Raw genomic sequence first — 12,403 nt, forward strand, 5'->3', positions numbered from 1 at the left:
AAAACAGCGGGACATTTATTTGTTGGACCGCGAGTCTTGGCCGCGATAAAACATTTGCAAGGGCCAAATCAGCGTGCTGACCGGCCACGCGAGACAAACAGGGGACCCCTTGGGTCCCTTCTGAGAGAAAGTTCGATGCGGGGTCGCCGCCTCGCGATATTTGAACGTTTTTTCTCGTTTCAAAAACCCATTTCGCTTCGTTTCAAAGAGGGTCCGCCTCAATGAAATCAGGGGTTTAGGTCCTGAATTGGCGAAATGCACCCCCCTGAAACCCGCTTCGTTTCGCGCAAGCTGAGCCTCGTTCACACGCGCGGAACCCCAATAAAACATGGACGTTTTGCTTGCCGCGAAACGAAATGCCCCCCTGCGGTTCGTTTCGGTTCAGCGGGGCGTTGGCCCATGCCCGACAGGATCCCAATGACAGCCCAATCCAAAATCACCCCGCAGGCCTGGCCCGCGGCGCAGGTCGAGATGTGGCAGGTGGCCGATTTGGTTCCCTACGCAAAAAACGCCCGCCAGCATCCGCCGGAACAGATCGACCAGATCGCGGCCTCGATGGAGCGGTTCGGCTTCACCATTCCGATGCTGGTGGCCGAAGATGGCACGATCATCGCAGGCCACGGTCGGTTGATGGCGGCGGCCCAGTTGGGGTTGGCCGAGGTGCCGGTGATGGTTGCCCGCGGCTGGTCCGAGGAGGACCGGCGGCTCTACACTCTGGCTGACAATCGCCTGGCGGAAATCGCCGAGTGGGACCCCGAGATGCTGCGCATCGAGATCGGGGAGTTGCGGGAAGATTTCGGGATCGAGGACATGTCGCTGATTGGCTTCAGCGCCGAGGACTTGGCCGAGATCCTGCCTGATGCTCTGATCGACACGACGGGCGGGCTGACCGACCCCGACGATGTGCCAGAGGTTCCTGAGGCCCCTGTAACACGCCCCGGCGATGTCTGGCTCCTGGGCAAACACCGTTTGCTCTGCGGCGACAGTACGGTTGCGACTGATGTGCAGAAGGTGCTCGGCGATGTGAAGGCTGATCTCTGCTTTTGCGATCCGCCCTACAACGTGGATTACGCCGGCGGTGTCGGCGCCGAAAAGGCCGGCAAGGGTCGGCGGATCAAGAATGATGCCTTGGGCGAGGGTTTCGGTCAGTTCCTCTACGATGCCTGCGTGCTGATCAACGCGCACACCGAAGGCGCGGTCTATATCTGCATGTCGTCCAGCGAATTGCAGACGCTGCAATCGGCGTTCAAGTCTGCCGGTGGTCATTGGTCGACCTTCATCATCTGGGCAAAGGACCGGTTCACGCTGGGTCGCGCCGATTACCAGCGCCAGTACGAGCCTATCCTTTATGGCTGGCCTGAGGGCGTAAAGCGTCACTGGTGCGGGGATCGGGACCAGGGCGACGTCTGGAACATCGAACGCCCCCACAAGAACGATCTGCATCCCACGATGAAGCCGGTGTCTCTGGTTGAACGCGCGATCCGGAATTCGAGCCGCAAGGGCGATCTGGTGTTTGATCCCTTTGGTGGCAGTGGCACAACGCTGATCGCGGCCGAGAAGACCGGGCGCCACGCGTCCTTGATCGAGCTCGACCCGAAATACGTCGATGTCATTGTTCGTCGCTGGCAGGAGTTCACTGGTGAAACCGCTGTATTGGAAAGCAGCGGCCAGAGTTTTGATGATCTGAACTCCGGCGAGACCATGCCGGTCGACGCCGAAGCCGGGGCCTGAAGAGGCTACGCCATTGACACTCCATGGGAAAAGCGCGCTGATGGGCGTCCACCCAGAGGAGCGATATGTGGTGCAAGGGCAGAAGAAACTGAGACGGATGGCGATCGGCAGCACGATGACAATCGTTCTGGCGGTGGTCATCGCCGTGCTCACCTTGGCGCCGATGCCTTCTGGTGGTCCGGCTGGGTCTGATAAGCTTTACCATATTTTGGCATTTGCCTGTCTCGCGTTCCCGCTGCCGCTTGTGCGGCCGCGCTGGACGGTGTGGGTTATTCTGAGCGTCATTGCCTATGGTGGAGCGATTGAGGTGATCCAGCCCTTCTTTGGCCGACAGGCCGAGTGGGCGGACCTTGTTGCAGACGGGATTGGCGCCATCTTGGGTGCGACTGTTGCACGTCAGCTTGGCTTATGGCTTCGCAGGACCGGTGGAGGATATGAAAAGGACGACCCCATGACCGCGGCATGGCTGGCCGAGGATGCCGCTCTCACCGGCGACGGTTTTACGTCACCGCGTTCGAGGTTAAAATAAGGCAAGCCATTGAAGAGTGATCAGCGGCTTGTGAATATTCTACCCTCGAGACGCCTGTAGTTCTTGGAAGAATCGTCTGGCTTCTACGCCACGTCCCGCGAGGGCTTGCGATAGCCCTTTCGTAATGCCCGCAATGGCCTCTCCATGTTCGGCATCGGCGTCCGTGGATTGCCGTGTCTCTGATGCGTTTTCTGCCTGAGCCTGCTGGCCAAGCTGAGTATCTTGGTTTGGTTTGATCATTTTCGACTCCCCAACGGGTGGTTCTTAACCGGTAGGACTGTCACGGAAGTCCGGCTGCTGCACCGCTATTGAAAATACTCTGCAAGCCAATGTTGCGGTGGTCAAGACGACCTGTAAACCCGCCCACGCTGATCCTCTTTTTCTGACGTGATGGTCAGACCGAGCTTTTTCTTCAGCGCACCAGACATGGCGCCTCGTACGGTGTGACCCAACCATTGTGTGGCCTCGGCCAGTTCCTCGATGGTGGCGCCTTCGGGCCGCGACAACATGTCGATCATGATCTGCTGCTTGGTGACACGAGGGGCCTTGGGGGCCGGGGCGTCTTGCTCTTCAGGTGTCTCGGGGTTCGTGGTCTTTGCGGCCTTGGCCATGGTGCTCTCCGGCAGTTCGGCGTGGCAGCATGCGACGCCTTCTACTGCCGAAAGCCCGCCACGCGGGCGGGCTGATCGGGTCCGGCGCAGGTTCAGTGCTGCTCTTCCATGGTGGCGGTGACCGCAAAATGCTGAACCCAGCCCGTGAGGTAAGGCAGCCCTGCGGGGATTCCGTCGCTGCGCTCTGTCGCCCGGGTGATCCGCCAGTCTTGCCATTTGGTGATGGCGGCGGCGATGGCGGTTTCGCAATCCGGCGCACCGCACTGCAGCGCGCCAACCACCTCGTCCGCGAAATGCCGCCCCGAGCGGCTATCAAGGAAGTCGCGAATGCCAATCATCTCCTCCTCGGAGGTGGCGTTGACGGCTTGGGCAATGAGACGGCTGGCGAGGATCCAGACCTCGCTCGTCCGCCTGTCGCGCTCCGGGCAGGTGGTCAGGGTTCCGAAGAACCCGTAATCGGTGTTGCGGCTGGGAAGGACGGTGGCGTTGGTCATTGCGGGCTCCGCGGGCTGAGTTGCGTCTCGTTCTGTGAGGTCAGAGTCGCTCCACTGCGCCATAAAGTGTAGCAAAATCAGTGTTCTATTATTGCTAATCGATCATTCGACCGGAGCGGTTGCATCGACCCAGCCGCCGTCCTGCCAGATGTAGAGGTGAGAGAGCTCGCAGGTCGGTTGTGGCAGGATGCGGGGTGCACGGGGCGGATCGAAACAGTCCAGCGCGTCGGCACGAACTTGGCGGATTTCCTGCGCAGCAAGGATGTCCTCGGGCGTCCAAGGCGCTAGCGCGGGCAGCATGTGCTCTGGGTGGCCGTCAAAGTGGCAGTAAACATGAGCCCATTCCTTGGGGCCGGTTTTGATAGCGATCTGTGCGCGCGTGCTCATCGGTGTTTTCCGTCAAATGAGATAAAGTTCGGCTAAGACGCGGCTTGCCTCGAGCAACTGGTTTGTGGGCAGTTCAATCTTCAGATGTGAGAAAACGTCGGAGGCTTGAGCGGCGATTCCATCTTCGCGCAGTGCTTTCTGGATGGCCTCCGCAACAGCATCCGGCCGTGAACGATCGAAATGCGCGGGCAGCGTGTCGTGGTAAATGCGGATGGTGGTAATCGCACTCATGTTTGGGTCCCTCAGTTCGGCTGGTCGATCATGGCGAGGATCGCGACGGCCATGCCGCCGAGGTACTCGCTGCGGCGAAAGACAATCTCGTCGATGTGGTTGGCATCCGTGATGGCCGGATCGACCTCCAGGTCGGCAGCCATATGCGGCAGGAGTTTGTTGGCGGCGGCGTTGTAACGTTCGGCGATGGTCATGGGCGAGGTCCTTGGGTGCGTCGTTTGCGTCAAGGAATCTTCGCTCTGAAGACTGAGTATATCCACTATAATCGCAGCAATTACATGGCTTTAGAGGGCCGCATGGCGCAATCAAAACGCGGGTCGCTGATCGAGGCTGTGACCAACACGGTGATAGGCTACGCGTTGGCGGTTGCAACGCAGTTCGCAGTGTTTCCGGCCTTTGGCCTGCGCGTCGGTGTGGTCGAGAACCTTGGCCTTGGGCTGATCTTTACAGCTGTATCGCTTGCCCGTGGATACGTCCTTCGCCGGCTGTTTAACCGCTGGAGGCTTTGACCCATGTCCGACGGCAAACCCCGAGGCCAAACCATCACGGTCTCTCAAGCGGCAGCCCTTCTGGGGCGGTCCGAACGATGGGTCCAGGGCTTGGTCAAATCCGGCTACATGGATCGGGCGCAGCGCGGGGAATACACGCTCGTGGGCGTGATCCGTGGGGCGCTGGCCTATTATGAAGACCAACTCTCCAAGAACAACAAGGCCGCGGTCGCAAGCAGGGCCACGGAAGCGCGCACGCGCGAGATTGAACTCAGGATACAGGAACGCAGCCGGGAACTGATCCCGATGGAGGATGCAAAGGCCGTCGTGGGTGAGATGGCGGCACTGGTGCGCGCGGAACTTGCCGGGCTTGCCGCGCGGTACACGCGCGATATGGAGGCGCGGCGCGCGCTCGAAGAGGTGATCGATGGCGCGCTTGAACGTATTGCAGGGGCGGCCGACAAAGCAGGCGCAGCTCTGGTCGCTGGCAGCGGCGATCTGGAGGCCGAGCGAGAAGCGTGACCCGGCGCCTTGGGCGGCCGCACACAGAATATACCCGGAAACCGCCGGCATTCCCGGCCCCCGTGATCCGGGGCTGACGCCTTACATGATCCCGTGGTCGGCGGCCGTGCATCGCGGCGGCTATCGCCGGGTGGTGGCGGTGACTTCGGCACAGTCGGGCAAGACCGACAGCATGCTGGATATCATTGGCGCGCGGCTCGACCAGCGCCCGGCACCAATATTGTACGTGGGCCCGACGAAGGAGTTTCTAACCGACCAGTTCGAACCGCGCCTGATGGCGCTATTGGACGAGGCCGACACGCTGGCAAACAAGGTGGTGCGCGGCCGCCGGATGAAAAAGACGCTGAAGCACGTGGCAGGTGTGCGGCTGCGCCTTGCGCATGCGGGATCCTCCACGGCCCTGAAATCCGATCCCGCAGCCTTGGCGCTGATCGATGAATACGATGAGATGATGGCCAATGTGAAAGGCCAAGGTGATGTGTTGGGCCTCGTCGAGGCCCGTGGCGAAACCTATGCTGATTTTGTGACGGCTATCACCAGCACACCGGCGCGGGGCCTCGTGGAAATCGAACCGGATGACACGAGTGGCCTCGAGTTCTGGGCGCGCTCAGCGCCGGAGGATCTCGAAAGCCCGATCTGGAAACTTTGGCAGGAGGGGACGCGGCACCATTGGACTTGGCCGTGCCGGCATTGTGCGGAATTCTTCATTCCGCGGTTCAAGCAGCTGCGCTGGCCCGACCGCGCGACACCTGCGCAGGCCAAACAGGCTGCCACGCTCGAATGCCCGCGCTGTGGCGGCCAGCATTCTGAGGCCGATAAGGCTTGGATGAACGCCCGCGGCACGATGGTGGCCCCTGGTCAGCGGGTCGAATTCAAGGATGACGCCCCATATGTCACCGGCGCCCCCGCCGACAGCTCGACGCTGTCGATGTGGACATCGGGGCTCTGCTCGCCCTTCGTCACTTGGGGTCAGCGCGCGGAAACCTATCTGACGGCGCTGCAGTCGGGCGATCACGACCGCATCCAGACGGCGATGAATGCGGGTTTTGGCGAATGCTACGCCATGACGGCCTCGGGCGATGTGCCGGACTGGCAAGAAATCATGGAACGCCGCCAGCCGTACCGTCCGGGCGATGTGCCTGCCGGGGGCCTGCGGCTGGTCATGGGCGTCGACGTCCAGAAGTTCAGCCTGGTCTATGTGATCCGGGCGTTTGGCGCGCGGGGCACGTCCTGGCTGATCGACAATGGCCAGCTTTACGGGCCCACGGAAGATGACGATGTCTGGTCGGCGCTGGCGGATCTGATGCTGACGCCGGTGGGCGGGATGCAAATCGAGAAGGCGTTTGTGGACTCCGGGTTCCGGCCGGACAAGCCTGAGCTTGGAAATGAGCACAAGGTCTACGAGTTTTGCCGTCGCTACAGCTGGCTTTGCGCGCCGACGAAGGGGAAAGACATCCAGAGCCCGCCATACCGGGTCTCAAAAATCGAGGTGAAGCCCGATGGTAAGAAGGCGCTCTATTCTATCGACCTCGTGACGCTCTCGACCGATTTCTTCAAATCCCTGGTGATGTCGCGCATTCGCACGCCGGCCGATCAGCCGGGGGCGTTTCATGTCCATGAGGCGGTCTCTGAGGATTACTGCAAGCAGCTGACCTCGGAGGCGCGGGTTGTGGTTGAGGGCAAGCCTGTCTGGGTGAAACGCTCGCGCAACAACCACTTTCTGGACTGCGAGGCGCTCTGTGCCGCCATTGGCTACACGCTGAACGTCCAGCGGATCCCGGAAGGGGTGGAACGCAAAGCAGCCCTCGAGGCCGCAGTGCCCGACGGGCATGACCCAACCCAGGTGAGCGCGCCAGAGCCTGATATATCAAAGGCGCCGCCGCCGACATCGCGCTCCTCCCCAGGTCGCGGCGGCAGCGGCGCACTGCGCGGGCGGTTTGCCCGCCATGGCAGCAGGCTGAATGGATAGCTCACATGTCTGTGATCGCAAAGTTGAAAGATCTGCTGGCCGAGGCGCTGCCTCCGGCGGCGGGGCCGGAGGGGATGAGCCTCCCCAAACCTTCCGGCAAATACATGCGCGGCGGACGGGGCGTGACCTTCGCCGGTTGGAAGCCCGCCTTGCGGGAAGCCCAAGATGATATCGGTGAGGCTTGGGACGATGCTGCGGCCAGGGTCAATGACCTTCTGCACAACAGCGGATGGCTTGCAGGCGCGTTGGAGCAATGCGTGGCCAATACCGTCGGCACAGGTTTGCAGCTGAAGGCGTTGCCGGAGAACGAGACCTTTGGCATGACGCCAGCCCAAGCCTCGGACTGGGCCAAGACGGTGGAACGCCGTTTCGAGCTCTGGGCGCGCAGCGCGCAGGAGTGTGATATTCAGGGTCTGCGCACCTTCGGGCAAATGCAGGCGGCGGCGTTCCGCTCCTGGCTCATCACCGGCGAAATCCTTGCCGAACTGCCCTGGCGCAAGCGACCGTGGAACCGCTACGGCACGAAAGTGCGCCTGCTGCCGCCACATCGCCTGTCGCGCAAGACCGAAAGCATGCGGCGGCTGATCAACGGGGTCTATACAGATGCCGATGGCATGCCGGTGGGCTACCGCGCGATCCGCAAGGACCTGTTTAAGCACGACGTGGAATATGACGTCCGCGCCCGGGATGCCGCAGGTCGGCCCCGCGTGATCCATATCTTCGAAGGCGCGCCCGGCACACATCGGGGCATCTCGCCCTTGGTGCCGGCGCTGCAGGTGGCCCGTCAGTTCGACCAGCTGGCCGATGCCACGCTGATGGCGGCAATCGTTCAAACCTTATTTGCGGTGACCATCACCTCCGACGAGCCGACCGAGCAGGTGCTCCAGGGGCTGCTGACACCGCAGGAACAGGCGCAGATGCTGGCCCAAGGCATCTCGCCGATGGAGGCCTATATCGAGATGGTGGCGGGCTATTATGACGGCAGCACGCTCGACGTTGGCATAAATGGCCGCTTATCCCACCTCTTTCCAGGCCAAGAGCTGAAGTTCCACACGAGCAACCATCCGTCCTCGGATTACGCGGCATTTTCGATGCATCTGCTGCGCGAACTCGCGCGGTGCCTAGGGCTGACCTACGAAAGCGCCACGGGCGACAATGTTGGGGCAACCTATTCCTCGCTGCAGGCGGCAACGACAGAGATCTTCGCCATCACCAAGGCGCGGCGGCGCAACATCATGGCGCCGTTTTGCCAGCCGATCTACGAGGCCTGGCTCGAAGAAGAGATCGAGGCCGGAAGTCTGCCGTTTCCCGGTGGCATTGCCGGGTTCATGGCCAATCGCACGGCGGCGTGCCGCGCGGAGTGGCGTGGCGATCCCAGACCGCAAGCTGACGATCTCAAGAAAGCCAAGGCGCACGAGGTCTGGAAACGGCTCGGCGTCATGTCGGACGCGATGATCTGCACCGATCTCGGGGCGGATGTGGACGATGTTTACCAGCAACTGGCCCAAGAACAGGCGCTGCGTGCCGAGTACGGGCTGCCCGAGCCACAGATGATGGGGGCGCAGGGCGGTGGGCTGAGTGCCGCAGAAGATATAGGTGACGAGGCCGAGGCATGACGATCAGCATCGATGAGGCCGATCCTTGCGCCGCCGCTGCCAGCCTACGGCAGGTCTATGTAAGGCTTGTCGCTGGCGAAGGCGCCATGGAGGTGCGCTTTCGGGCCGGATCAAACGGCGTGGAACGCTCCGTCACCTATCATAGGGCGCATCCCGATCGGCTTTTGGCGGTCATTCGCGGTTTTGAAGAAGCATGCGCGCGCCTGCAGGGCCGCGGCCCGCGGCGCTTTGCGCTTGGAACAGGAGGGTTGAGGTGACGGAACAGCCCGATATCAAACAGACGGCCGTCGCTGAAGCGGGACCGTCCCTGGCGCAGATTGCGGGCCGCGTTCTGAACCGACCACTGCTTTTGCACCCGGACAAGGCTGATCTGATCTTGCATGTGCTGCAAGGACGGATTGGCATTGAGCCGCTGCAAACGGTCACGCCCGAGACCAACCGGTTCGTTGGCACATATCGGCGCGACAATGGCGGTGTCGGGTCTATGCGCGTGGAAAACGGGGTCGCCATCCTGCCGATTGTGGGCAGCCTGGTGAACCGCGGCGCCTGGATCGGGGCGAGTTCCGGCCTCGTTTCCTATGAGGGGATTGCTGCGCAGCTGCGCGAGGCGGAAGCTGATCCGGATGTGCGAGCGGTGCTCTTGGATATCGACAGTCCCGGGGGCGAGGCCACGGGCATGTTTGCCACGGCCAAGCTGGTCAGTGCGGTCAACAAGACCAAACCTGTGGTGGCTTTTGTCAACGATGTGGCGGCCTCTGCCGCCTATGGCATCGCCAGCGCAGCATCGGAAATCATCGTCTCGCCCACCTCGATGGTGGGAGCGATTGGCGTCGTGCTGACCCACCTCGATCGCTCGGGCGAGCTTGAAGACCGTGGTGTGAAGCCGACACTCATTCACGCCGGTGCACACAAGGTCGACGGCCATCCTTTTGGGCCACTGTCAGACGCGGTCCGCGCAGACCTGCAGGCCGAGGTCTTGAAAATCTACGACCAGTTCGTCGGTCTCGTGGCCGAAGGGCGCACTGGCCGGATCAGCGCGGACGCGATCCGTGCAACGGAAGCCCGGACCTATCTTGGCGCCGATGCCATCTCCCAGGGCCTCGCTGATCGCATGGCGAGCCTTGAGGAGGTGATCACCGCGCTTTCGCAACCGCCCTCCGGGGCTAGCCCCCAGAGAAAGGGAGGATCTATGACCAAAACGACCCAAAGTGAGGCGCCCGCGTGTGACGTCTCTGCCATAAGCCCCACAGATTTGTCGGCGGCCGTTGAGGCAGCCCGGACGGAAGCCCATGCGGCTGGCGTCACCGCCGGCAAGGCGGAGGCCACAGCGCGGATCAAGTCCATCCTGACTGCGCCCGAAACGGAAGGCCGCGAGGCGCAGGCCTTGGTGCTGGCGCTTGAGACCGAAATGGCGGCAGTAGACGCGTCCAAGGTGCTTGCGGCCTCACCGAAGGCAAACATCTCCGCCTCCATCGCCGACCGAGCCGCCCAAGAGGCTGAACTCGGGGCTGAAACGCCGGCCGATCACCGCAATCGATCTGAACGCAATGCAGCCGGGTGGGCGAAAGCCATCACCCAGGCCAATGCGCGCTTCAGCTGAATAGGAGAGACCGTCCATGACTGTTCTCATCGAAGGCCGGCATCCCGGCGAATTCCTGATGACCGAGGCCAATGGCCAGCGCTCGCGGGAAAACATCACCATCGCCAGCGGCGCAGGCATTATCGCACCGGGCACCGTGCTCGGCAAAATCACCGCCAGCGGGAAATATGTGGCGAGCGCCGTAGGCGCGACCGATGGCAGCCAGACGGCCGTGGCGATCGCGCTCTACGGCTGCGATGCAACGGCCAGTGATGTTGGTGTTGCCGCGATCACGCGGGACGCCGAGGTCAACGGCAAGATCCTGACCTACCACCCCGACCGCGATCAAGCTGCAGAAAAGGCAGCCGCCCAAGCCGATCTCGCGGCGGTCGGGATTATTGTGCGGTAACCACCGCCAACTGCACCCAACCCTCACATTTTGAAATCTGATCTCCCGCGTCCTCGGACAGCGGGGTGATCTCGCGTGGCCAGTCGCTGGCGCGCCGACGCAATAAAGGACCTCCCATGTCGATCCTCAACATCTTCAGTCAGGACGCCTTCAGCGTCATGCGCCTCACGGACGCGCTTCGTGAGATCAAATATACCCCGTCCCGCATCGGCCAGATGGGTCTGTTCCAGACCACCAGCATCGACACACTCGACATCGCAATCGAGAAGGACAAAGAGCAAAACCGGATGCTGGTCTCGGCGAGCCCACGCGGTGGGCCTGGCCAGACCTTCGACAAATCGAAGCGCGCCGTGCGCATGCTCAAGGTGCCGCATTTCCAGGTCGATGACGCGATCTATGCCGACGAGGTGCAGCAGGTTCGTGCATTTGGTCAGGAGGTAGCCGTCGAGCGGTTGCAGCAGAAGATCGCGGACCGTGCGGCCGAGGCCAGCCAGTTCTTCGCGCTCACAGAGGAATACCACCGCCTGAACATTCTCAAGACTGGCCAGCTTCTCGATGCTGATGGCTCGGTGCTGTTTGATTATTTCACTGAGTTTGGCGAAAGCCAGCAGGCCGTGGTCGATTTCGACCTCGACAATGCCAGCGCCGCCGATGGGGCACTGCGCAAGAAATGCGCCGGCGTCATCCGTCAGATGGCCGGGATCCTAGATGGTCTGCCCTACACAGGCATCATGGCGCTCTGTGGCGACGCTTTCTTTGACGATCTCATCGCCCATCAGGAGGTGCGCGAAACCTACAAGGGCTATGCTGACGCGGCGTCGCTCCGGAACGCCTATATCAACTCGGGCAATTCCGGCATCTACGGCGCCTTCGAGTTCGGCGGCATCACCTGGATGAACTACCGCGGCGGCCAAAATGTCGGCATCGACACTGACAAGTGTCATCTCGTGCCCTCGGGCGTGCCCGGACTCTTCCGCACGGTGTACGCGCCGGCTGACTACATTGAGACGGTGAACACGCCCGGTCAGCGCCTCTATGGCAAGCAGTGGGAAATGCAGAACGGCAAAGGCGTGAACCTCGAGTTCCAGATGAATGCGCTGCATTACTGCACGCGCCCGCGGGTCCTGATCCCGGGTAAGCGGACGTGATGGTTCCAGGTTTTGCAGGACGTTGACGCCGTCTGATCTGTGTATTATATTCCACAGATGTTCGAGGTTAGGCAGACAAAAGTGTTCATCAGTTGGGTTACGGGGCTGAAAGATCAGCGCGCCGTAGCCCGGGTTGATGTTCGGCTTCGTCGTTTAGCACTGGGCAATATGGGAGATGTCAAATCTCTCGGCGACGGCGTGAGCGAAATCCGGATCGATTACGGACCAGGATATCGCTTGTACTTCACCAAGCAAGGGGACCGGATCGTCGTCCTCCTCTGCGGTGGAGACAAAAAGCGTCAGAGCGCAGATATCGAACGTGCCAAGAAGATGGCAAAGGAGCTGAGCGATGGCAATTGAGACAACTGTATGGGATCCGGTCGATCGTCTCGAGACACTAGAAGCGCAAGAGGCTTATCTCGAGGCCGCTTTTGAGGATGGTGATCCCGACTTGATCGTGGCTGCGATTGGCGACATCGCCCGGGCGCGTGGCATGACTGAAATCGCGAGCAAAGCGAACGTCAGCCGTGAAGTCATGTACAAGTCTTTCCGCTCAGGTGGCAACCCAACCCTGAGCACCTTGTCCCAAGTTGCAGAGGCTTTGGGGTACAAATTGAATTTGCAGCGACAGATGCCAGCCAACTGATCCAGTCCATTTAAGGATCTCGGCCGAAGGCATTAGCCTTGGT

Annotated in this window: 17 protein-coding genes; 12 read left to right on the forward strand and 5 right to left on the reverse strand. The window is 61.5% G+C overall.

Annotated features, from left to right (window positions below; genetic code table 11):
- The first annotated feature begins 399 nt into the window (after positions 1-399).
- Together ACSR1C_RS17770 and ACSR1C_RS17775 are read left to right on the forward strand one after the other, a co-directional pair.
- Positions 400-1,731, forward strand: coding sequence for a site-specific DNA-methyltransferase (locus ACSR1C_RS17770; protein ID WP_460260509.1), 1,332 nt, complete (start codon positions 400-402; stop codon positions 1,729-1,731).
- A 13-nt stretch (positions 1,732-1,744) separates the two neighbouring features.
- The gene (locus tag ACSR1C_RS17775; RefSeq protein WP_460260510.1) at positions 1,745-2,260 is read left to right on the forward strand and encodes a VanZ family protein; all 516 of its coding nucleotides are present in this window, start codon (positions 1,745-1,747) and stop codon (positions 2,258-2,260) included.
- A gap of 341 nt (positions 2,261-2,601) precedes the next feature.
- Here ACSR1C_RS17775 and ACSR1C_RS17780 read toward each other — a convergent pair whose 3' ends face one another.
- The 5 genes from ACSR1C_RS17780 to ACSR1C_RS17800 all read right to left on the reverse strand — a co-directional run bounded on the left by ACSR1C_RS17780 (position 2,602) and on the right by ACSR1C_RS17800 (position 4,177).
- On the reverse strand, positions 2,602-2,871 hold the full coding sequence (locus ACSR1C_RS17780) for a DUF3489 domain-containing protein (protein WP_460260511.1): 270 nt from the start codon (positions 2,869-2,871) through the stop codon (positions 2,602-2,604).
- A gap of 92 nt (positions 2,872-2,963) precedes the next feature.
- On the reverse strand, positions 2,964-3,365 hold the full coding sequence (locus ACSR1C_RS17785) for a hypothetical protein (protein WP_460260512.1): 402 nt from the start codon (positions 3,363-3,365) through the stop codon (positions 2,964-2,966).
- A gap of 102 nt (positions 3,366-3,467) precedes the next feature.
- Positions 3,468-3,752, reverse strand: a complete 285-nt coding sequence (locus ACSR1C_RS17790) for a hypothetical protein (RefSeq protein ID WP_460260513.1) — start codon at positions 3,750-3,752, stop codon at positions 3,468-3,470.
- Positions 3,753-3,764: 12 nt separating this feature from the next.
- On the reverse strand, positions 3,765-3,983 hold the full coding sequence (locus ACSR1C_RS17795; protein ID WP_460260514.1) for a hypothetical protein: 219 nt from the start codon (positions 3,981-3,983) through the stop codon (positions 3,765-3,767).
- Positions 3,984-3,994: 11 nt separating this feature from the next.
- The gene (locus tag ACSR1C_RS17800) at positions 3,995-4,177 is read right to left on the reverse strand and encodes a hypothetical protein (protein ID WP_317275119.1); all 183 of its coding nucleotides are present in this window, start codon (positions 4,175-4,177) and stop codon (positions 3,995-3,997) included.
- 102 nt (positions 4,178-4,279) lie between these two features.
- On the opposite strand from ACSR1C_RS17800, the gene ACSR1C_RS17805 reads away from it, so the two are divergent.
- The 10 genes from ACSR1C_RS17805 (at position 4,280) to ACSR1C_RS17850 (ending at position 12,360) form a co-directional block, all read left to right on the forward strand.
- Complete coding sequence (locus ACSR1C_RS17805) at positions 4,280-4,492, forward strand: DUF7220 family protein (protein ID WP_460260515.1); 213 nt, start codon at positions 4,280-4,282, stop codon at positions 4,490-4,492.
- A gap of 3 nt (positions 4,493-4,495) precedes the next feature.
- On the forward strand, positions 4,496-4,993 hold the full coding sequence (locus ACSR1C_RS17810) for a hypothetical protein (RefSeq protein ID WP_460260516.1): 498 nt from the start codon (positions 4,496-4,498) through the stop codon (positions 4,991-4,993).
- Positions 4,899-6,962, forward strand: coding sequence for a terminase gpA endonuclease subunit (locus ACSR1C_RS17815; protein ID WP_460260517.1), 2,064 nt, complete (start codon positions 4,899-4,901; stop codon positions 6,960-6,962). Before ACSR1C_RS17810 ends, ACSR1C_RS17815 begins: the two co-directional genes overlap by 95 nt.
- A gap of 23 nt (positions 6,963-6,985) precedes the next feature.
- Positions 6,986-8,578: a phage portal protein gene (locus ACSR1C_RS17820; protein ID WP_460260518.1), complete on the forward strand. Its 1,593-nt coding sequence runs from the start codon at positions 6,986-6,988 to the stop codon at positions 8,576-8,578.
- Entirely contained in the window at positions 8,575-8,835 is a 261-nt protein-coding gene (locus ACSR1C_RS17825) for a hypothetical protein (protein WP_460260519.1), read from the forward strand. Before ACSR1C_RS17820 ends, ACSR1C_RS17825 begins: the two co-directional genes overlap by 4 nt.
- Positions 8,832-10,178 (forward strand): S49 family peptidase, encoded by a 1,347-nt coding sequence (locus ACSR1C_RS17830; RefSeq protein ID WP_460260520.1) that lies wholly within the window; start codon positions 8,832-8,834, stop codon positions 10,176-10,178. Before ACSR1C_RS17825 ends, ACSR1C_RS17830 begins: the two co-directional genes overlap by 4 nt.
- A 16-nt stretch (positions 10,179-10,194) precedes the next feature.
- The gene (locus ACSR1C_RS17835) at positions 10,195-10,566 is read left to right on the forward strand and encodes a head decoration protein (RefSeq protein WP_460260521.1); all 372 of its coding nucleotides are present in this window, start codon (positions 10,195-10,197) and stop codon (positions 10,564-10,566) included.
- Positions 10,567-10,682: 116 nt separating this feature from the next.
- Positions 10,683-11,714, forward strand: coding sequence for a major capsid protein (locus tag ACSR1C_RS17840; RefSeq protein ID WP_207186752.1), 1,032 nt, complete (start codon positions 10,683-10,685; stop codon positions 11,712-11,714).
- A gap of 57 nt (positions 11,715-11,771) precedes the next feature.
- Positions 11,772-12,074, forward strand: coding sequence for a type II toxin-antitoxin system RelE/ParE family toxin (locus tag ACSR1C_RS17845; RefSeq protein WP_460260522.1), 303 nt, complete (start codon positions 11,772-11,774; stop codon positions 12,072-12,074).
- Positions 12,064-12,360 carry an addiction module antidote protein gene (locus ACSR1C_RS17850; protein ID WP_301066714.1) on the forward strand — a complete coding sequence of 99 codons (297 nt, stop codon included), beginning with the start codon at positions 12,064-12,066 and terminating at the stop codon, positions 12,358-12,360. Before ACSR1C_RS17845 ends, ACSR1C_RS17850 begins: the two co-directional genes overlap by 11 nt.
- The last annotated feature ends 43 nt before the right edge of the window (positions 12,361-12,403 follow it).

This window comes from Actibacterium sp. D185-2 (genome assembly GCF_054954595.1).